This window comes from Inquilinus sp. OTU3971 (genome assembly GCF_038440215.1).
Window position 1 is genome coordinate 1 of the sequence record NZ_JASATH010000085.1, and the last position, 19,866, is coordinate 19,866.

General features: G+C 71.5%; 16 protein-coding genes. 3 read left to right on the plus strand and 13 right to left on the minus strand.

Annotation, left to right across the window (positions count from 1 at the left end; translation table 11 throughout):
* From dapB to AAHM41_RS21030, 8 genes are all read right to left on the minus strand, one after another.
* Positions 1-832, minus strand: an 832-nt coding sequence (dapB, locus tag AAHM41_RS20995; RefSeq protein WP_342238528.1) for a 4-hydroxy-tetrahydrodipicolinate reductase, incomplete at its 3' end; no start/stop codon positions are given.
* Positions 833-955: 123 nt separating this feature from the next.
* The gene (gene dnaJ, locus AAHM41_RS21000; protein ID WP_342238529.1) at positions 956-2,080 is read right to left on the minus strand and encodes a molecular chaperone DnaJ; all 1,125 of its coding nucleotides are present in this window, start codon (positions 2,078-2,080) and stop codon (positions 956-958) included.
* 133 nt (positions 2,081-2,213) lie between these two features.
* Positions 2,214-4,133: a molecular chaperone DnaK gene (gene dnaK, locus AAHM41_RS21005; protein ID WP_342238530.1), complete on the minus strand. Its 1,920-nt coding sequence runs from the start codon at positions 4,131-4,133 to the stop codon at positions 2,214-2,216.
* A gap of 190 nt (positions 4,134-4,323) precedes the next feature.
* Positions 4,324-4,950: a rhomboid family intramembrane serine protease gene (locus AAHM41_RS21010; protein WP_342238531.1), complete on the minus strand. Its 627-nt coding sequence runs from the start codon at positions 4,948-4,950 to the stop codon at positions 4,324-4,326.
* A 73-nt stretch (positions 4,951-5,023) separates the two neighbouring features.
* The gene (locus AAHM41_RS21015) at positions 5,024-5,830 is read right to left on the minus strand and encodes a nucleotidyltransferase domain-containing protein (protein ID WP_342238532.1); all 807 of its coding nucleotides are present in this window, start codon (positions 5,828-5,830) and stop codon (positions 5,024-5,026) included.
* On the minus strand, positions 5,827-6,810 hold the full coding sequence (locus AAHM41_RS21020) for a DNA polymerase beta superfamily protein (protein ID WP_342238533.1): 984 nt from the start codon (positions 6,808-6,810) through the stop codon (positions 5,827-5,829). Before AAHM41_RS21020 ends, AAHM41_RS21015 begins: the two co-directional genes overlap by 4 nt.
* A 1-nt stretch (position 6,811) precedes the next feature.
* On the minus strand, positions 6,812-7,165 hold the full coding sequence (locus tag AAHM41_RS21025) for an MmcQ/YjbR family DNA-binding protein (protein ID WP_342238534.1): 354 nt from the start codon (positions 7,163-7,165) through the stop codon (positions 6,812-6,814).
* Between the two features lie 21 nt (positions 7,166-7,186).
* Positions 7,187-7,378, minus strand: a complete 192-nt coding sequence (locus AAHM41_RS21030; protein WP_342238535.1) for a zinc-finger domain-containing protein — start codon at positions 7,376-7,378, stop codon at positions 7,187-7,189.
* Between the two features lie 104 nt (positions 7,379-7,482).
* On the opposite strand from AAHM41_RS21030, the gene AAHM41_RS21035 reads away from it, so the two are divergent.
* Positions 7,483-8,472 carry an ABC transporter ATP-binding protein gene (locus AAHM41_RS21035; RefSeq protein ID WP_342238536.1) on the plus strand — a complete coding sequence of 330 codons (990 nt, stop codon included), beginning with the start codon at positions 7,483-7,485 and terminating at the stop codon, positions 8,470-8,472.
* Positions 8,473-8,520: 48 nt separating this feature from the next.
* Here the strand turns inward: AAHM41_RS21035 and AAHM41_RS21040 are convergent, their stop codons facing one another.
* Positions 8,521-12,105, minus strand: a complete 3,585-nt coding sequence (locus tag AAHM41_RS21040; protein ID WP_342238537.1) for an ABC transporter ATP-binding protein — start codon at positions 12,103-12,105, stop codon at positions 8,521-8,523.
* 164 nt (positions 12,106-12,269) lie between these two features.
* Here AAHM41_RS21040 and AAHM41_RS21045 point away from each other — a divergent pair, with 164 nt between their 5' ends.
* Positions 12,270-13,178: a LysR family transcriptional regulator gene (locus tag AAHM41_RS21045; RefSeq protein ID WP_342238538.1), complete on the plus strand. Its 909-nt coding sequence runs from the start codon at positions 12,270-12,272 to the stop codon at positions 13,176-13,178.
* Between the two features lie 205 nt (positions 13,179-13,383).
* On the plus strand, positions 13,384-14,340 hold the full coding sequence (locus tag AAHM41_RS21050) for an alpha/beta fold hydrolase (protein WP_342238539.1): 957 nt from the start codon (positions 13,384-13,386) through the stop codon (positions 14,338-14,340).
* Position 14,341: 1 nt separating this feature from the next.
* Here the strand turns inward: AAHM41_RS21050 and AAHM41_RS21055 are convergent, their stop codons facing one another.
* From AAHM41_RS21055 to AAHM41_RS21070, 4 genes are all read right to left on the minus strand, one after another.
* Positions 14,342-15,577: an adenylate/guanylate cyclase domain-containing protein gene (locus AAHM41_RS21055; protein WP_342238540.1), complete on the minus strand. Its 1,236-nt coding sequence runs from the start codon at positions 15,575-15,577 to the stop codon at positions 14,342-14,344.
* Positions 15,578-15,716: 139 nt separating this feature from the next.
* Positions 15,717-16,703 (minus strand): N-acetyl-D-Glu racemase DgcA, encoded by a 987-nt coding sequence (gene dgcA / locus AAHM41_RS21060; RefSeq protein WP_342238541.1) that lies wholly within the window; start codon positions 16,701-16,703, stop codon positions 15,717-15,719.
* On the minus strand, positions 16,700-17,716 hold the full coding sequence (gene dgcN, locus AAHM41_RS21065) for an N-acetyltransferase DgcN (RefSeq protein ID WP_342238542.1): 1,017 nt from the start codon (positions 17,714-17,716) through the stop codon (positions 16,700-16,702). The genes dgcA and dgcN overlap by 4 nt, the downstream gene beginning before the upstream one ends.
* 105 nt (positions 17,717-17,821) lie before the next feature.
* Positions 17,822-19,789: a DUF6600 domain-containing protein gene (locus AAHM41_RS21070; protein WP_342238543.1), complete on the minus strand. Its 1,968-nt coding sequence runs from the start codon at positions 19,787-19,789 to the stop codon at positions 17,822-17,824.
* Positions 19,790-19,866: the final 77 nt, after the last annotated feature.

The following is a 19,866-nucleotide window of genomic DNA, read 5'->3' on the forward strand; positions in this document are numbered from 1 at the left end:
TCAGTCCCAGCACGTCGTTCATCGAATAGAGGCCGGGGGCGCGGCCGCGGCCCCACAGGGCGGCCTTGAGCGCGCCGCGGGCGAAGATGCCGCGGTCGGTCGCCTTGTGCCCCAGCTCGATGCGCTCGCCGGCGCCGGCCAGGATCACCGCATGCTCGCCGACCACATCGCCGCCGCGCAGCGTGGCGAAGCCGATGGCGCCTTCGACGCGCCTGCCGTCGCGGTCGACCGCCTTCACCGTGTCGAAATCGACGCCGCGGCCCTCGGCGGCGGCGCGGCCCAGCAGGATGGCGGTGCCGGAGGGGGCGTCGATCTTGTGGCGGTGGTGCATCTCCACCACCTCGAGGTCCCAGCCGGCGTCCAGCGCGCGGGCGGCCTGGCGCACCAGCGCCGCCAGCAGGTTCACGCCCAGGCTCATATTGTAGGACTGGATGATCGGCGTGTGCCGCGCCGCCCGGCCCAGCGCCGCCAGATCCTCGGCCGAGAAGCCGGTGGTGCCGGTGACCAGCACCGCCTTGCCCTGCGCCGCCAGCGCGGCGAAGCGGACCGAGACCTCCGGCCGGGTGAAGTCGATCACCGCATCGGCGGTGGCGAACAGCGGCACCGGGTCGTCGGAGACGATGACACCGCAGGCCGGCCGCCCGGCCAACAAGCCGGCATCCTGGCCGATCGCGGCGCTGCCCTCGTTGCCGACCGCGCCGTGCAGCGCCACCGAGCCATCGGTCGTGTCCAGCACGGCCTGGATCAGCATCCGGCCCATCCGGCCGGCGGCGCCGGTGATGCCGATCCTGACGGGGCCTTCGACGGGGCGGGGGGTGTCGCCGGCGGTCATGCGGCAGGGTCCTCTGATGGTCCGGGCATCCAGAAGAGGATGCATCGGCTCTTTGCGGCCCCTGGATCACCGGGTCAAGCCCGGTGATGACAGATATGGAGGATGGCGACGCGATTCGCGCCGCTACTCCTTGAAGAACTCCTTCACCTTGGCGAAGAAGCCCTGGCTCTCGGGGCTGGTGCCGCCGCCGCCTTCGCGCTCGAACTCCTCGAGCAGCTCGCGCTGACGCTTGGTCAGGTTGACCGGGGTCTCGACCTGCAGCTCGACATACATGTCGCCGCGGCCGGCCGAGCGCAGCACCGACATGCCCTTGCCGCGCAGGCGGAAGCGGGCGCCGGACTGGGTGCCGGCCGGCACGGTGATCTTGGCGCGGCCGCCATCGATCGCCGGGATCTCGATCGGCCCGCCCAGCGCCGCTATGGTCATCGGGATCGGCGCCTTGCAGAACAGGTCGGCGCCGTCGCGCTGGAACAGCGCGTGCGGCCGCACCGACAGGAAGATGTACAGGTCGCCCGGCGGGGCGCCGCGCATGCCGCTCTCGCCCTCGTTCGACAGGCGGATGCGGGTGCCGTCGTCCACCCCGGGCGGGATGTCGACCTTCAGCGTCTTATCCTTGCGCACGCGGCCGGAGCCGGCGCAGTTCCGGCACGGATTCTTGATCACCCGGCCCTGGCCGCCGCAGCCGGGGCAGGTGCGCTCGACCGTGAAGAAGCCCTGGGAGGCGCGGACGCGGCCGGCGCCGCCGCAGGTCGGGCAGGTCACCGGCTGGCTGCCGGGCTCGGCGCCCGAGCCGTCGCAGACCTCGCAGCCGACCGAGGACGGCACCTTGACCGTGGCCTGCTTGCCGAGGAATGCCTCCTCCAGCGTGATCTCGAGGTTGAAGCGGACATCGGCGCCACGGCCCGCCTGGGCGCGCTGGCCGCCGCGGCGGCCGCCCATGAAGTCGCCGAACATCTCCTCGAAGATGTCGGCGAAGCCGCCGGAGAAGTCGGCCCCGCCCGGCCCCCGCGGCCCGGCGCCGCCGTCGAAGGCGGCATGGCCGAATCGGTCATAGGCGGCGCGCTTCTGCTCGTCCTTCAGGACGTCATAGGCCTCGCTGATTTCCTTGAACTTGTGCTCGGCGGCCTGGTCGCCCGGGTTGCGGTCCGGGTGATACTGCATCGCCAGCTTGCGGTAGGCCTTCTTGATCTCGTCCGCGCCGGCGCCGCGCGCTACCCCCAACAGATCGTAAAAGTCCTGCTTCGCCATGCCGATCCTCGTGCCGAACCGGGAGAGCCGTGTCGGCCCCGGCCCGGATGAAAACCGCCCCCGCGCGGCCCGTCACGGACCTTCGCGGGGGCGGTGTGCCCCTTATCGTCGTATCGCGGTCATGCGGCCGCGGTCACGCCGACTTTTTCTTCTTGTCGTCGTCGACTTCCTCGAAATCGGCGTCGACCACGCCGTCATCCGGCTTCGCCGAAGCCTGCTCGCCGCCCTCGGGGGCCGCGGCCGACTCCTGGCTGGCCTTGTACATGGCCTCGCCGATCTTCATCGCCGCCTGGGCCAGGGCCTCGGTCTTGGCCTTGATCTGGTCGGCGTCGTCGCTCGACAGCACCGACTTCAGGTCGGCGATCGCGGTCTCGACCGCCGCCTTGTCGGCCGCGTCGACCTTGTCGCCGAACTCGGCCAGCTGCTTCTCGGTCGAATGGACCAGCGCATCGCCGTGGTTGCGGGCCTCGACCGCCTCGCGGCGCTTCTTGTCGGTGGCGGCGTTGGCTTCCGCGTCCTTCACCATCTTGTCGATGTCGGCATCGGACAGGCCGCCCGAGGCCTGGATGCGGATCGCCTGCTCCTTGCCGGTCGCCTTGTCCTTGGCGCTGACATTGACCAGGCCGTTGGCGTCGATGTCGAAGGTCACCTCGACCTGCGGCATGCCGCGCGGGGCCGGCGGGATGCCGACCAGGTCGAACTGGCCGAGGATCTTGTTGTCGGCCGCCATCTCGCGCTCGCCCTGGAACACGCGGATGGTCACCGCGGTCTGGTTGTCCTCGGCGGTCGAGAAGGTCTGGCTCTTCTTGGTCGGGATCGTGGTGTTGCGCTCGATCAGCCGGGTGAACACGCCGCCCAGCGTCTCGATGCCCAGCGACAGCGGAGTGACGTCGAGCAGCAGGACGTCCTTGACCTCGCCGCGCAGCACGCCGCCCTGGATCGCCGCGCCGACGGCCACGACCTCATCCGGGTTGACGCCGCGATGCGGCTCCTTGCCGAAGAACTGCTTCACCGTCTCGATGACCTTGGGCATGCGGGTCATGCCGCCGACCAGGATCACCTCGTCGATCTCGCTGGCCTTCAGGCCGGCGTCCTTGAGCGCGGCACGGCACGGCTCGACCGTGCGCTGGATCAGGTCGTCGACCAGCGCCTCGAGCTTGGCCCGGGTCAGCTTGATGTTCAGATGCTTCGGGCCGGACGCATCGGCGGTGATGAAGGGCAGGTTGACCTCGGTCTGGACCGAGGAGGACAGCTCGATCTTCGCCTTCTCGGCCGCTTCCTTCAGGCGCTGCAGGGCCAGGCGATCCTTGCGCAGATCGATGCCCTGCTCCTTTTTGAACTCCTCGGCCAGGTAGTCGATGATCTTGGCGTCGAAGTCTTCACCGCCCAGGAAGGTGTCGCCGTTGGTCGACTTCACCTCGAACACGCCGTCGCCGATCTCCAGCACCGAGATATCGAAGGTGCCGCCGCCGAGGTCGTAGACCGCGATCGTGCCCGACGCCTTCTTGTCCAGGCCGTAGGCCAGGGCGGCCGCCGTCGGCTCGTTGATGATGCGCAGCACGTCCAGGCCGGCGATCCTGCCGGCATCCTTGGTGGCCTGGCGCTGGCTGTCGTTGAAATAGGCCGGGACGGTGATGACGGCCTGCGTCACCTTCTCGCCCAGGAACGCCTCGGCCGTCTCCTTCATCTTCATCAGGGTGAAGGCGGAAATCTGGCTCGGAGCGTATTTTTGGCCACGCGACTCGACCCAGGCGTCGCCGTTGTCGCCGGACACGATCTGGTAGGAGACCAGGCCCTTGTCCTTCTGGGTCATCGGGTCGTCATAGCGGCGGCCGATCAGGCGCTTGACCGCGAAGATGGTGTTCTCGGGGTTGGTCACCGCCTGGCGCTTCGCCGCCTGGCCGACCAGCCGCTCACCCGATTCGGTGAAGGCGACGATCGACGGGGTGGTGCGCGCGCCTTCCGCGTTCTCGATCACCCGGCCCTGGGTCCCATCCATGATGGCGACGCAGGAATTGGTCGTGCCGAGGTCGATACCGATGACTTTGCTCATCTCTTCCTCATTCCTTCAGCAGGTCGCGGCTGGCCCTCGGTGAGGCACCGCCGGGACCCCCAATGATTCCATGCCGCCCGGAAGGCGGCTCTTGCTTCTCCGGTCATATAGGCGGGGCGTCCTCGTGCTGCAACGTGGAGTCTGCAGGATTGTGACCGCCCCCGACGGCTGTGGCCGCCGGGTCACGTCCTTACGCTCGCCGGGGCGCGCCGAGGAGGAGGCCGGCCAGGAAGCCGCCGATATGCGCCTGCCAGGCGATCTGGGCGTCCACGCCCATGAAACCGCCGCCCATCAGCGCGAACAGGGCGTTGGCGATGATGGTGAAGCCGATCAGGTTCAGCGCCAGGCGCCGCCCGGCCGGGTCGTGCCGGGCCAGTGCCAGCCGGCAGAAGGCGGCGATGCAGCCCGACACTGCGCCGGAGGCGCCGATCAGCGTGGTCTCGGCGCCCCAGCTGGCGGCGACCTGCACCAGGGCTGCGGCCACGGTCGTGCCCAGCAGCAGCACGGTGTAGCGGCGCGGGCCGTAATGCCGCTCGCAGACGCTGCCGAAGGCCAGGAAGAAGCCGAGATTGGCGATCAGGTGGATCGGCTCGTAATGGACCAGCGCGTAGAACACCAGCGACGCGATCACCGTCAGCGCGTCGAGCGGCGGCAGCTGGTCGAGATAGCCGAAGAAGGCCGGGACCACGGCCATGCGGTAGATCACAGGCGCCCAGACCGATTCCGGCAGCAGGTGGATGATGGCGAAGACCGCGACCATCACGCCGCTCAGCCACAGCGTGATCGGAGGGACGTTGAAGATCGGCTGGCGCGACATGGCCCCTCGGGCAGTCTGAGACGGGTCCCGGCCTCTTACAGGAGTGCCGGTCGGATCGGAAGCCCGCGATCCATCACGCCGGGTCCGGGATCTCGGCCCGTGCCGTCTGCAGCAGCGCCCGGAAGGCCTCGTCGACCGCCCTGATGGCCGGGGCCCGGTCCCAAGTGCCCGGCCGCGGCGCCATCTCGGACAGCGCTGCGGCGAGGTATGCCTCCAACGGCGGGACGCGCTCGGCCGTGTCGGACTCGGTGGCCACCCGCTTGCGAAGCAGCAGGCTGTGCACGGCATCGCGCAGATCGCTCGGCAAGGATGCGCCTTCCATCAGGCTCGGCAGGTCCATCGGCGGCAGCTCCGCCCTGCGGCGGATCCAATCCAGGGCCAGCGCCGGCCGCAACGCATAGAAGTATGATTTCAGCCTGACCGGATCGTTCCCCGGTGACCAGGCGCGACGCGCCGAGCGGTCATAGTGGTAGGCCAGGGCCGGCAGATACGCGCAGGCCCCGGCCAGGCCGAGCAGGAGGGCGGCTGCGGTGTCTTCGCGGCGATAGATCACCGGCGAGGTCAGCCATTCCGTCACGACGGCGTTCGATTTGGCGATCAGGCCCAAGGCCTTGCGGAGATCCCAGCCATTCACGTCCAGCGTGCCGTCGACCGGCAGCTCGATCACGTCGCGCCGCGTCTCGACCGAAAGATAGTCCTCGGCCGGCCGGACATAGATGAAGCGGACGTCGTAGTCGCTGTCGCGCGACGCGAAGCGCCAGGCGCGGCTGCCCGACTCCACCGCGACCAGGATGCGCACGCCTTCATGCCGTTCGATCTCGTCCAGGATCGGGCCGATGCGCTGCCGCATCGCCTCGTCGATCATCGGATCCTGCGTCATGTACCCTCGTCCAGGATCTGCCGGCGATGCGCCGCGATGATCACGGCCTCGACCGAACCCGGGTCCGGCTCTGCCGGCAGGACCGAGTCCGTGGCGGCCGCCTCGGCCCGCTCCATCAGCAGCTCGATCTCCTCCGCGACGGCCGCATAGGGAAGCTCGCCGCGCTTGATCCGCAACAGGTGATCGGCCGTGGCCAGGGGAAACCGGAGGCGGCCGGTCGTGAACAGCTCGAGCGCCTCGTGCCCGACCCGCACGGCGTGCGACAGGGCCTTCCAATCGACGCCCTGCTGGCGTTCCGCCTCCAGCGCCCGCTGCCCGTATTCGGCCACCAGCCGCGCCGCCAATTCCCGCGCGGTCCTGATAGGGGCATGGAACGGCGCCTTGCGGCCGCAGATGTCGAGATGCCGGGCCATCCGCCCGGGCTGGACCTCGATGTCGACCAGCGAGACGTGCTCGGTCCCCGCGGCCAGCGCTACCAGCATGGCTTCCGCCTGGTCCAGGCGTCTGCCCGCGCCAAAAGTGCGTTCCGCAGCTTCGAGCACGGCCAGGGCCTGGCGAGCGGTGGCGGCGCGAGAGCCCTTGATGCCGTATTTGTTGGCCTGCTGCCGGCAGTAGCGGACGAAGGAAGCCGCCCGCCGGCTGACCAGCCGCGGCGCCATCGCCTGCAGCTCGCGCCAGATCCGGTCGGGCGGAACGGTCATCACGCTGTCCGGGGCGAACAGCATCTCGATCGCCATCGGCTGCCCGCCGACCAGAAGGTCCAGATAGCGCTGCAGGCTGAAGATCTCCCGGTCGACGTCACCGGGCCGGTTGCGCTCGCCATGGGATTTCGGGCGGGAGTCCACGATGGTGGGATGGACACGCTGCAGCAGCAGATCGCGCGCCGCCGGCAGGCAGACGGCCTTCAGGTCGATGTCGGAGTCGGGCGTTGCGGTGCCGTACAGATGCGACCCGCACGTCATCTCGACCAGGATGCGCATCTCACCCCGTCCCCAGGATCTCCGCCCGGGCCGCCCGGGTCAGCTTGGCCAGGACCAGGCGGTGCGCCTCGCGCAGATAGGCCTGCAGGTCGTCCGGGGGCAGGGCGCCGAGCTCGGCGGCCACCCATTTGGCCCGGGCCAGATAGGGCGCCGGGCGGATGCCCGGCTGCTCGACCAGCAGGATGTAGGAGAATTCCGACGCCTTGAACCAGGCCTCAGGCGCGCCGCGCGACATCCCGGCCAGGATGGCGAAAATCTTGCCGCCGACCTTGAACACATGGGCACCGCCCCACTGCACGCTCAGGGCCGCGCCGGGCAGGGTCAGGCAGAACGCCTCGACCGAAGCGGGCGTCATCGCGCGCTCCGCGCCGGACGGTCAGTGGCCGTGGCGGTTGGCCTTGCGGACGAAGCGGCGGCCGCAATAGTTGCACACCACCTCATGCTCATGTCCGATCGGGTAGTAGACCATCGGGTGGCCCAGCGGGCCGCCGCCGCCGTCGCATCCGACGGTCTCGACATCGCGGTCGACCTCGATCACATCGGCGGGCTGAAGGGCGGCGGGCTGCATGGCTGGGGGTTCCTGGCGGCAAGGGCATGACGGGCGATGATTGCCCGGATTCCGGCCGGATGATACCCATGGCGCCCAGCCGATCAACCATTTCGCACGGGATCATGGCCGCCGAGCCGTCGCCGAACGCCGCACCCGAGAGCGCCATCCGCCTGCGCGGCCTGACCAAGACCTATCGCGGGCGCAACAAGCAGCCCGACAAGCTGGCCCTGCACCCGATCGACCTCGACATCCCGGCCGGCTCGATCTTCGGCCTCTTGGGCCCGAACGGCGCCGGCAAGTCGACCCTGATCAACATCCTGGCCGGCCTCGTCACCAAGACCGCGGGCGATGCCTGGATCTGGGGCTTCGACATCGCCCGCGCGACGCGCCAGGCGCGGGCCGCGATCGGCGTGGTGCCGCAGGAGCTGAACATCGACCCGTTCTTCACCCCGCGCGAGCTCCTGGACCTCCAGGCCGGGCTCTACGGCGTGCCGAAGAAGGAGCGGATCACCGCGGAGCTGCTGGCCGCGGTCGGGCTGGCCGACAAGGCCGACGCCTATGCCCGGACGCTCTCCGGCGGTATGCGGCGGCGGCTGATGGTGGCCAAGGCGATGGTGCATTCGCCGCCGGTGCTGGTGCTGGACGAGCCGACCGCCGGCGTCGACATCGAGCTTCGGCGCAGCCTGTGGGCCCATGTCCGGGCGCTGAACCGGGCCGGCACCACCATCGTCCTGACCACGCATTACCTGGAGGAGGCGGAGGAGCTGTGCGACCGGATCGCGATCATCGATCACGGCCGCATCGTCGCCTGCGACAGCACCGCCAACCTGCTCTCCAGCGTCGACAGCAAGACCCTGGTGGTGAGCCTGAGCGAGCCCTTGGACGTCCTGCCGCCCGCCCTGGCCGCCCGCGGCATGGAGCTGGCGGGCGCGGCCAGGCTGGTGGTGCGCTACCGGCCGAGCGAGACCCGGCTGGGCGACCTCTTGACCCTGATGGACCAGGCCGGCGTGCGCATCGCCGACCTGACCACCGAGGAGACCGACCTCGAGGACATCTTCCTGCAGCTGACCGGCGAAGGCGCCGCTGCGGCCCGAAGGGCGGCGGGGGAGTAGGTGTCGCAGGTTGGGTCGCGGCCCACGAACCCAACCTGCGAAGCCCGCCTACTGCGCCGCCTGGGCCGAGGTTAGCTGGCGCGAGACAAGCTGGGCGTAGAGGCCGCCCCGGGCCAGCAGCGCTGCGTGGGTGCCCGTCTCCGCCACCCGGCCCTCGTCCAGCACCACGATCAGGTCGGCGTCGCGCACGGTCGACAGGCGGTGGGCGATGACGATGGTGGTGCGGTCGGCCTGCAGCCGGTCCAGCGCCCGGCGCACCGCCTGCTCGTTCACCGTGTCGAGATGCGAGGTCGCCTCGTCCAGGATCAAGACCGACGCGTTCTTCAGGAAGGCGCGGGCGATGGCGACGCGCTGGCGCTGGCCGCCGGACAGCGCGGTGCCGCGCTCGCCGACCGGCGAGTCGAGCCCCTCGGGCAGGGTCTCGACCAGCTCGGCCAGCGAGGCATGCTCGATCGCGGCCGACAGCTCCGCCTCGCTCGCCTCCGGCCGGGCGATCAGGATGTTGGCGCGCAGCGTGTCGTTGAACAGATAGGTGTCCTGAGCCACCAGCGCGATACGGCGGCGCAGATCGTCGAGGTTGTAGTCGCGCAGATCGGCACCGTTCAGCAGGATTCGGCCCTCATCCACGTCCCAGAACCGCATCAGCAGCTGGGCCGTGGTGGTCTTGCCGGCGCCGGAGGTGCCGACCAGTGCCACCGTCTTGCCGGCCGGGATCTCGACCGTCACCCCGGCCAGGGCGCGCCGGCCCTGGCCGGGATAGGTGAAGCCGACGCCCTGCAGCGCCAGCGCCGCCGGGCCAGCATGGTCGGGCACGCCCGGCCCGTCGATGACCGGCACCGGCTCGGCCTTCAGCCCGTAGATGCGGCGGGTGGCGCCCAGCGTGTCGGCCAGCTGGCGGCCGACCTGTGCGATCTCCGACACCGGCAGGAAGGCGGCCATGGCCAGGATGGTCAGGAGGGGCAGCAGGCCGGGGTCGATCGCCCCGTGGGTCGACAGCGCGGCGCCGGTCACCACCACGGCCAGGCCGCCCAGGCCGGTCAGGATCTCCAAGAGGCTCTGCTGCCGGGTCAGCTCGGCGAAGAAGGGCAGGCGCAGCCGGATGAAGCGCCGCGACAGCGCGTCCAGCCGGCCGCCCCGCGCGCTTTCCTGCTGGAAGGCGACGATCTCGCCCAAGCCCTGCACCGAGTCGACGGCGAAGGCGCCGAGCTCCCCGGCCGCCTCCCGCGACTCGGAGCCGAGCCGATCGACCCGGCCGCGCATCAGGAACGGGCTGATCGCCACCGCCAGCAGGAAGGGCAGCAGCGCCAGCGCGATCCACGGGCTGGCCCAGACCAGCACCGCCAGCACCGCGGCCGGCACCAGCACGGCGACGAAGGCGGGCGCCACGGTGTGGGCGAAGAAATATTCCACCAGCTCGATGTCGTGGGTGACCAGCGCCATCAGGTCGCCGGTGCGACGCCGCACCAGATAGGCCGGGGCCAGGGCGTCGAGCTTGCGGAACACGTCCGAACGCATGTCGGCGAGCAGGCGGAAGGCCATGTCGTGGGCGATCCAGGATTCCAGCCAGTGCAGCACGCCGGACAGCGGCGCCACCACGGCCAGGGCCCAGAGCAGGGCGCCATAGGGCTCGCCGTTCTTCAGCGCCAGCAGAACGAGGGCGCTCAGCACCCCGACGCCGATGAAGGCGACGACGCGCAGCACGCCGAAGGCGAAGGTCAGCGCCAGCTTGCCCTTCCAGGGCATGGCCAGCTTCATCAGCTCGGCCACCAGCCGGCCCCAGCCCAGGCCCTCGGCCTTGAGGATGCCTTCGGTCTCCGCCTTGTCTGCGCCGTCTCCGGATGCCTGGCCATGAGCCGCCGACTCCACCGCGCGGGCGGCGACCGGGGCATCGATGATCGTGCCGGCGGCGGATTCGCGCGCCTGCTCGGCCATCAGCCCGGCATAGACGCCGCCCTGCTGCATCAGCGCGGCATGGGGGCCGCTCTCGACCACCCGGCCGCGGTCCAGCACCAGGATGCGGTCGCAGCCGATCACGCTCGACAGGCGGTGCGCCAGCACCAGCGTGGTGCGGCCCTGCATCAGCCGGTCCAGCGCCTCCTGGATCACCGCCTCGTTCTCGGCGTCGACCGCGGACAGCGCCTCGTCCAGCACCAGGATCGGGGTGTCGCGCAGCAGGGCGCGGGCGATGGCGACGCGCTGGCGCTGGCCGCCGGACAGCTTCACGCCCTTCTCGCCGACCACGGTGCGATAGCCCTGCGGCAGCGACTGGACGAAGCCGTGGATGTTGGCGGCGCGGGCGGCGGCCTCGACCTCCGCCTCGGTCGCCTCCGGCCGGCCCATGCGGATGTTGTCCTCGACCGTGCCGTGGAACAGGAAGGTGTCCTGGTTCACCACCGAGATCATCGACCGGATCTGGGCGAAGGACAGGCCGCGCAGATCGTGCCCGCCCAGGCGGATAGTCCCCGCCTCCGGGTCGTAGAAGCGCAGCAGCAGGCGCACGATCGACGACTTGCCGCCGCCGGACGGGCCGACCAGGCCGATCCGCTCGCCGGCCTTGGCCTCGAAGCTCAGCGCCTCATGGATGGTGCGGCGGGTGCCGGGGTAGCGGAAGCGCACGCCGTCGAAGGCGATGGTCGGATCCAGCGGCCGGGCCAGCGCCGCCGGGGCGGCATCCGCCACCTCCGGCGTGTCATCCAGCACCTGGTAGATGCCCTGGGCGGCGGACAGGCCGACCATGCCCTGGTGCAGCACCGACCGCAGCTCGCGCATCGGCCGGAAGATCTCGACCCCCAGCATCAGGATGACGAGCAGCGCCGACAGGGCCATGGCGCCGGACTCGACCCGCCAGGCGCCCAGCGCCAAGGCCGCGGCGGCGCCGCAGGCGATGGCGCTGTCGGTGATGCCGCGGGCCAGCACGTTGGTCGCCAGCACCCGCATGGTGCTGCGGAACACCGACTGCGCCTTGATCCTCAGCGTGGCGGCCCGCGCGCCGCTCTGGCCGAACGCCTTCAGTGTCGCCAGGCCCTGCACCGAATCCAGGAACTCGGCGGCGAAATCAGCATAGACCTGGCGCAGCTGCAGCGAGCTGCCGGTCTCGTGCCGGTGCCACAGCGCCGGGCCGAACAGGGCGATCAGGGCGAAGGCCAGCATCACCGCGGCGACCGGCAGGTCGACGAAGGCGATGGCCGCGAAGATCAGGATCGGGGTCAGGAGCGCGATCAGGAACTGCGGCAGGAACTGGCCGAAATAGACTTCCAGCTGCTCCACCCCGTCGATCAGCGACAGGGTCAGCGCGCCGGAGCGGCGGCGGGCCACGGTGCCGGGCCCCAGCGCCGCGATCCGGTCGAAGATAGTGCGGCGCAGCCGGGCCTGGACGCGGGAGGCGGTCTCATGCGCCACCATCACCCGCCCGTATTCGGCGACGCCGCGCAGCACCATGACGCCGGCGATCAGCACGATCGACGGCACCAGCTCGGCCAGCGGCCGGCCGGCGAAGACCTGGCCGATCAGCCAGCCCAGCAGGGCCAGCCGGGCGACGCCGAGCGCGACCGAGACCAGGCCGATCGCCACCGCCCAGGCGATGCGGGAGCGGATCCCTTGGGTGAACTGCCACAGGCGCGGTTCGAAATGCATCACGCATTCCCTCTGATGAAATGACGCCGCCGGTCGCCTTGTCGTCGGATGGGTCGGGCCGGCCCCGACCTGACGATAATGTGAACGCTGGTGAACGGAATTCGACAAATTCGAGGATGGGCTGTACGTTTCTGTTCAGGCATATCGGTGCGGGAGAACGGGCCATGGCCGCCGACTGGGACGATCTGCGAGTGTTCCTGACGCTGGCGCGCGAAGGCAACCTGACCGCCGCGGCGCGGCGGCTGCAGGTCAGCCACCCGACCGTGGCACGGCGGGTGCGCAGCCTGGAGGAGTCGATCGGCGCCCGGCTGTTCGACCGGCTGCCCGACCGCTTCGTGCTGACCGCGGCGGGCGAGGAGCTGCTGGCCGACACCGAGGCGATGGAGCGCGCCGCCGAATCGATCCAGCGCCGCAGCGCCGGGCTCGGCGACACCGCGCACGGCACGGTGCGGGTCTCGGCCGGCGAGGCGATGACCGGCTTCCTGGCCGACCACCTGCCGCGGCTGCGGCGCGGCCTGCAATGCATCGAGATCGAGCTGGCGGCCAGCCACATGCTGGCCAACCTGTCGCGGCGTGAGGCCGACCTCCTGATCCGCGAGCAGGTGCCCGACGTGTCGAGCCTGGTGGCGCGGCGTCTGGGGCGCGTCGAATACGCGATCTACGCCGGCCGCGGCCGCGAGGTGCCTGACGCGACGCCGGAGGGGCTGCGCGGCCTGACCTGGGCCGGCTTCGACGAGGAGCACGCCTACATGCCCGGCCAGGCCTGGGTGGCCGAGCTGCTGCAGGGCGCCCGGCCGGCGGTGCGGGTCAACAACTGGCTGGTGCTGCAGCACGCGGTGCGCAGCGGCGAGGCGGTGGGCCTGCTGCCTTGCTATGCCGGCGACCCCGACCCCGGCCTGCGCCGGCTGGGGCGGGTGGTCGAGGAGGTCGGGGTCGACCAGTGGCTGCTGGTGCATCGCGACCTGCGGGCCCTGTCGCGGGTGCGCCGGGTGATGGATTCCCTGGTCGCCCTGTTCCGTGAACGGCGCGACATCCTCGAGGGCCGCCTGCCGCAGGAGGTCGCGACGCCTTGATCCTGACGCCGCCGGCGGATGAAATAGGGCCATGCTGGTGAGCGACAGATCCACGACAAAGGCAGATCCTTGTCCCCCCTCCCCTTGCGGGAGGGGGGTAGGGGGAGGGGGGACAAGAAAGGGACAGGTCTCTCGGTTCTTCGCTCGCCTTCTAGCCTGCCTCGCTCTCCTCCTGGTCGCCGCCTGCGGGGCCATCACCCAGCCGATGGGGGCTTCGAACGGAACGCCGCGGCTGGAGGCCGATGCCGTGATGGCGGCCGACGGCTACCGCCTGCCGCTGCGCCACTGGGGGCCGGTGGAGCAACCCCGCGCGGTGGTGCTGGCGCTGCACGGCTTCAACGAATACGGCCGGGCCTTCGACGATCCGGCCCGGTTCTGGGGCCAGCTCGGCATCGCCACCTACGCCTATGACCAGCGCGGCTTCGGCGACACCGCCGGGCGCGGCATCTGGCCGGGGGCGGAGACGCTGGCCGCCGACGCCGCCACCGCGCTGCGGCTGCTGGAGGCGCGCTATCCCGGCGTGCCGGTCTATCTGCTGGGCGAGAGCATGGGCGGCGCCGTCGCCATCCTGACCGCGACCGGGCCGGACCACCCGCCGATGGCCGGGCTGATCCTGTCCGCCCCCGCCACCTGGGGCCGGCAGAGCATGGACACCATCCCGCGGGTGGCGCTGTGGCTGACCCGCCGGCTGATCCCGGCGATGACCTTCACCGGGCGCAGTCTCGGCGTCCAGGCCAGCGACAACGTGCCGATGCTGATCGCGCTCGGCCGCGACCCGCTCTACATCCGGGCGACCCGGGTCGACACGATCGACGGGCTGGTCGACCTGATGAGCCGCGGCTCGGACGCGGCGGCGGAGATCCCGCAGCCGACCCTGGTGCTGCTGGGCGAGCACGAGCAGGTGCTGGCGCCGGCCTCGGTCGACCTGCTGCTGCGGCGCCTGCCGCGCCGGACGGAGCTGGTTGTCGCCTCCTACAGCCGGGGCTGGCATTGGCTGCTGCGCGATCTCGGCCGGCGCACGCCGCAGCGCGACATCGCCGATTGGATGCTGCATCCCGGGCCCGGCCTGCCGTCGGGCGCCGAGCTGCGCGGCGAGGCCCGGCGCGCCGTGGCCGACGGCGCGATTCCAGGATCCGATCAACAGGCGTCGGGCGGGCCCTGACCTACTCGGCGGCGGCCTCGGCCGGAAGCGGCAGGCGCACCGGGCTGAACACCTCCTGTTCCTCCGACACGCCGCGCAGGCTGAACCGGCCCATCGGCTCGGCCTCGACCCCGACGGCGCGGCGGAAGGCCTCGGTCATCAGCGGCCGGCGGCCGGTGATGCGGCACAGCGCCTCGACCCGGCTGGCCAGGTTGACTGCGGGGCCGATCACGGTGAAGTCCAGCCGGTCGGCGGCACCGATATTGCCGTACATCACCTCGCCGATATGCAGCGACAGGCCATAGTCGAGCGCCTGCCGGCCTTCCTCGACCCGCTTGGCGTTCAGCGCGGCCATGCCATGCTCGGCCACCGCGGCGGCGGCCAGGGCCTTGGACGCGGCATCCTGCACGCCCTGATCCTCGTCCACCGGGAAGATCGCCAGCATGGCGTCGCCGATGAACTTCAGGATCTCGCCGCCGGATTCCTGCACCGCGGCGGCCATCGTCTCGAAATAGCTGTCGAGCGAGGCGACGATCTCCTCGCGCCCGACCTTCTCGCTCATCGCGGTGAAGTCGCGCAGGTCGCAGTACCAGATCGCGGCATGCAGCGACTCCGACATGCCGCGGCGGATCTGGCCGTTCAGGATGCGGGCGCCGGCGTCATGGCCGACATAGGTGTCCAAGAGGTCGACGGCGGTGGCGCGCAGGGTGTGGATCTCGATCAGCCGGGTCAGGATCGGCATCAGCCGGTCGACCTTCTCCAGCGCCGCCTCGGTGAACCCGCCCTCCTCGCGCGTGGCGAAGGAGATGGCGGAGCGGCGGCCGCTGGTGAAGGCCAAGCCGAACAGGGCGTAGTCGGTCAACCCCTCGTCGCGGAATTCCTCCAGCACCGGGAAATCGAGCTGCGCCTTCGGCCCGGTCAGGCGGCGGCGCAGCGCGTCCGCGCCCTCCTCGATCACCGCGTGGATCGGGCTCTGCTGGTACTCGGGCGAGTTCCGGTTCTCCCACAGGCCGCGCCGGCGTTCGATCGCGCCGGTGCCGCGCCAGATATAGGCGGTGCCGAAATAGAGCGGATGCAGGGCCGGGATGATCGCCAAGCCGCGCGCGACCGGGACGTTCTCGGCGACCAGGCGGTTGCAGAATTCCTCGAGCAGCTGGCCGGTGTCGCGGATGCTCGGCGCCTCGTAGAGCAGCCAGTCCAGCGTGGGTGAGCCGGTACAGCTCGTCATCGGGTTGTCTTTCTCGATCACGACGCCCATGGTCCGCCCCTCGCAGCGCAAGCTTCCATCATCTAGGGGCCGGACGTCCAGATTTCGAGTCAGGTCGTTACCGATGAAAGGAAAACCTGCCTTGCGTGGCGGGGCGGAGCGGGAGCAGGGCGCCGCCCTCAGGCCCGACTCAGCCCCACAGCGCCGGCTCCGGCGGGTACACCGTCGCGCCTTCATAGCGCAGGGCAGGATCGTGGTCCTGGGCCAGCAACAACGGTCCGTCGAGATCCACCAGCTCCGCCCCCTGGGCCACCAGGGTCGCCGGCGCCATGGCGAGGGAGGAGGCGACCATGCAGCCGACCATCACGGCGAAGCCGCGCTCGCGGGCTGCGGCACGCAGCCGCAGCGCCTCGGTCAGGCCGCCGGCCTTGTCCAGCTTGATGTTCACCATGGCGTATTTGCCGGCGCAGCGGTCCAGGCTGGCAGTGTCGTGGCAGCTCTCGTCGGCGCAGAGCGGGATCGGGCTCTCGAAGCCCAGCAGCGCTTCGTCCTCCGACGCCTTCAGCGGCTGCTCGATCACCTCGACGCCGAGCGCGGCGAAGGCCGGGCCGAAGCGCTCGAGATGGGCGATCGACCAGGCCTCGTTGGCGTCGACCACCAGCCGGCTGGCCGGCGCGTTGGCGCGCACCGCCTGCACCCGCTCCAGGTCGCCGTCGCCGGTCAGCTTGAGCTTCAGCAACGGCCGATGCGCCGATTGCCGCGCCGCCTCGCCCATCTTCTCCACCGTGTCCAGGCTCAGCGTGTAGACGGTGGTGACCGGGCCCGGCTCCGGGATCCCGGCCACGGCCCAGGCCGGCACCCCGGCCAGCTTGGCCTCCAGGTCCCACAGCGCGCAGTCCACCGCATTGCGCGCCGCGCCGGGCGGCAGCAGCGCTTCCAGACCGGGCCGGTCGGCGCCGTCGGCGATCGCCTGGACCACGCTCTCGATCTGCGCCGTCACGCTCTCCAGGCTCTCGCCGTAGCGGGCATAGGGCGTGCATTCGCCACGGCCGACCGCGCCGCCGGCGACGATCTCGGCGATCAGCGTCCGCGCCTCGGTGCGGCTGCCGCGCGAGATGGTGAAGGCGCCGCGGATCGGCCACACTGCCTCGCGCACCGAAAGCCGGCGGCCGGTCATTCGGCGGCCACCGGGGCGGGCAGCCGGTCGACGATGGCGGCGACGCCGGTGCGCACCGGGTCGACCGTCGGCAGGCCGAAGCGGTCTTCCGCCTCCTTCAGCGCCCGCTCCGCCGCTTGCGGGTCCAGCGCCGAGGTGTTGAAGGCCAGCCCCACCACCCTGGCGTCGGGGTTGGTCAGCCGGGCGCAGCGTTCATTGAGCGCGATGCAGTCAGCCAGGTCGGGGAGGGAAAAATTCGGCAGGCCGCGCATATGCGGCCGCCCGGGCTCGTGACACATCACCAGCGCCTCGGCCTGGGCGCCGTGCAGCAGGCCGAGCGACACGCCGGCATAGGAGGCATGGAACAGCGACCCCTGGCCCTCGATCAGGTCCCAATGGTCGGTCTCGGCCTCCGGGCTCAGCCATTCGGTGGCGCCGGAGATGAAGTCGGCGACCACGGCGTCGACCGAGACGCCGCCGCCGGCGATCAGGATGCCGGTCTGGCCGGTGGCGCGGAAATCGGCCTTCAGGCCGCGGGCCTTCATCTCGCGCTCGAGCGCCAGCGAGGTGAACATCTTGCCGACCGAGCAGTCGGTGCCGACGGTCAGCAGGCGCCGGCCGCGGCGCGGCATGCCGGTGGCGACGTCGAAGTCGCGGTCCGGGTGGCGCACATCGAACAGGCTGCGGCCCAGCGCCTTGGCGCGCTGCGCCACCGCCGGCAGGTCGGCGATGCGGTTGTGCAGGCCGGAGGCGATGTCCATGCCGAGCTCCAGCGCCCGCAGCATGGTGTCCTGCCAGGCCTCGGAGATCCGGCCGCCGCGGTTGGCGACGCCGATGATCAGCGTCTGCGCGCCCTTGGCCGCGGCCTCCTCCAGCGTCAGGTCGGGCAGGCCGCAGGTGGCGCGGCAGCCGTCCAACCGCAACTGGCCGACGCAGACCTCACGGCGCCACTGCGCCACGCCATAGGCGGTCTTGGCGGCGAGCTGGTCGGGGGCATCCCCCAGGAACAGCAGATAGGGACGCCTGATATCCACGATGCGGGCTCCTCACCAACGATCGCCGCGAGTGTAGCGGGAATCCGGGGGCAGGCCAGGACCGCGGCTTCGGGACGTCATAACCGGCGGTGAGGGTCCGCGAGGTCAGTTCTGGTCCTGCTGCTGCCGCTTGTCCGGCGGCGGCAGCGGGCGCCGGGCCGGCGGTGGCGGCGGCCGGTGCTGGGCTTGCGGCTGGGCAATGCGGGGCGCCGGGTGCGGCGCGGCGGCGATGTGCGACGGCGGCTGCACCGGGGGCCGGGCGATCGCCGGACGCTGCGGCGCCGCTGGCGGATGCGCTGCGGCCTGGGGCTGCGGCTCCGGGTGCCCGGCAGGCGGCTGCGCGGGCGGTCGGACCGGAGCACCGGCCGGTGCGCTCGCAGGCCGCTGGCCGCGCTCCGGCAGCGGCGGATGGCCGGGCTGTATCTGGGGTGTGGGGCCGGGCTGGGCGGCAGTGCTCGGCGTCTCGGGCCCGTGCTGGTTGCGGTTGAGCAAGGGCGGATGGGCCGGTTGGACCTGGGCAGTGCCGGCGGCCGGCGGCTTGCCGGTCGGTGCCAGGGGCGGCTGCCCGGCCGCCTGGGCCGGAGCGGCCGGGCCATGCTGTTCGGGGACAGCCAGCGGCGGCCGGTTCTGCTGGCCCTGTGCCGCGGCCGCGCGATCGATCGGCTTGGCCGGCTGGCTCGGCGCCGGCGGGCGGGGCCGGTTCGGGTCGGCGGCGGCCAGCGGCAGGCGGCCGTCCGGCCCACGGGCGAGTGCCGGATGCGGCGCCGGGGGCCGCCCGGCGGCCGGGGCGTCGGGATGCGGCAGGGCCGCGACCGGGGTCAGCCGGGCATGGTCCAGCTGGTCCGCCGCCACCGGCAGCGCCGCATGCGCCACCGGCTGGCGCCCTGACAGGACCTGGGCCGGCACCACCGTGGCGAAGCGGCGGTTGGCGCCGTCCTCGACGATCGTGGTCGGGCCGTTGTGGATGTTGTCGATCTCGACATTCCGGATGTTGGTGACATTCACGTTCCGGACATAGGTGTCGCTCACCCGGTAGGGCGGGCGGTAGACCTCGCCCGGGCCCAGCGGGTACCAGCCGATCGGGTGGCTGTCGGCCGCCGTGGCGATGGCGGCGCCGACCGCGGCGCCGGCGAAGAAGCTGACCAGGGCCGGGGCGTAGACCGGATGCGCCTCGACCGGGCCGGGCACCCAGCCCCAGCGGTCGCCGACATAGGCCCAACGGCCGTAGTGGAACGGTGCGAAGCCCCAGGGCTGGTCGTCGACCCAGGTCCAGCCCCAGCGATCGTCATGGTCCCACCGGCCGTAGCGGTAGGGCACCCAGTCGGCCGGCACGTCGGTCGGGTACCAGACCGTGCCGTAGGTCGGGGTCTCGTGCCAGGTGCCGGCGGCATCCAGATCCTGGTAGCCGGTCATGGCGCGCGAGACATAGCGCGGCGCCGCGGACGCCGCCCGGATCCGGCCGTCGGCCCAGTCGTCGAGCGGGCCGCGGTCGGCCGATTGCGCCAGGGTGTAGGTGAACGGATCGCTGCCGGCGGCTACGCCAGTCTCGCTGCCCTGGATGTCGACCGGCCCGTCCGGCCCGCCGGCGATCTGCGCCTCGCCGGAGAACACCACCACCTGGGTCGGATCCTGGGTGGTGCCGGCGTCGATGCGGTATTCGCCCGGCCGGTCCAGCGTGACCGTGCCGCGCGGGGTGTCGACGGTCCAGGTCTCGCCGGCCTGCAGGTCGGCGATGTCGATGTTGACCGAGCCCTGGCCGAGCTGGGCGGCGAAGGCTTGGTCATCCAGCCGCTGGATGTCCAGCTCGGCCTGGTTGCCGAGATGCAGCTCGGCCGGGCCGATCTCCAGCGCCGCCCGGGCCTGCGGCTCGGTCCAGAGCGACATGCCGGAGCTCACCGGCTGGTTGCGGGCGGCCACGGCCCAGGGCTGGGTCGGGTCGGGGCGCAGCGACACCGCGCCGGAGACATCGGCCAGCCGCCCGACCCGGGCCGGCGGATCATCATCCGCCCGGGCCGAAGCGACGCCGCAGAGCAGGGCCGCCGCGGCGGCCCCCGCCAGGATCCGCGCTCTCATCCGTTCCTCCTCGGCTGCCGGCCGCGCGGGGGGCCGGGCAGCCGGATGTCCCTGTTCGGCGCCGGCAGAGATCCGGC

Coding starts and splice junctions, on each gene's coding strand:
- dnaJ (WP_342238529.1), bottom strand. CDS start 2,080: ATGGCGAAGCAGGACTTTTACGATCTGTTGGGGGTAGCGCGCGGCGCC.
- dnaK (WP_342238530.1), bottom strand. CDS start 4,133: ATGAGCAAAGTCATCGGTATCGACCTCGGCACGACCAATTCCTGCGTC.
- AAHM41_RS21010 (WP_342238531.1), bottom strand. CDS start 4,950: ATGTCGCGCCAGCCGATCTTCAACGTCCCTCCGATCACGCTGTGGCTG.
- AAHM41_RS21015 (WP_342238532.1), bottom strand. CDS start 5,830: ATGACGCAGGATCCGATGATCGACGAGGCGATGCGGCAGCGCATCGGC.
- AAHM41_RS21020 (WP_342238533.1), bottom strand. CDS start 6,810: ATGCGCATCCTGGTCGAGATGACGTGCGGGTCGCATCTGTACGGCACC.
- AAHM41_RS21025 (WP_342238534.1), bottom strand. CDS start 7,165: ATGACGCCCGCTTCGGTCGAGGCGTTCTGCCTGACCCTGCCCGGCGCG.
- AAHM41_RS21030 (WP_342238535.1), bottom strand. CDS start 7,378: ATGCAGCCCGCCGCCCTTCAGCCCGCCGATGTGATCGAGGTCGACCGC.
- AAHM41_RS21035 (WP_342238536.1), top strand. CDS start 7,483: ATGGCCGCCGAGCCGTCGCCGAACGCCGCACCCGAGAGCGCCATCCGC.
- AAHM41_RS21040 (WP_342238537.1), bottom strand. CDS start 12,105: ATGCATTTCGAACCGCGCCTGTGGCAGTTCACCCAAGGGATCCGCTCC.
- AAHM41_RS21045 (WP_342238538.1), top strand. CDS start 12,270: ATGGCCGCCGACTGGGACGATCTGCGAGTGTTCCTGACGCTGGCGCGC.
- AAHM41_RS21050 (WP_342238539.1), top strand. CDS start 13,384: ATGGGGGCTTCGAACGGAACGCCGCGGCTGGAGGCCGATGCCGTGATG.
- AAHM41_RS21055 (WP_342238540.1), bottom strand. CDS start 15,577: ATGGGCGTCGTGATCGAGAAAGACAACCCGATGACGAGCTGTACCGGC.
- dgcA (WP_342238541.1), bottom strand. CDS start 16,703: ATGACCGGCCGCCGGCTTTCGGTGCGCGAGGCAGTGTGGCCGATCCGC.
- AAHM41_RS21070 (WP_342238543.1), bottom strand. CDS start 19,789: ATGAGAGCGCGGATCCTGGCGGGGGCCGCCGCGGCGGCCCTGCTCTGC.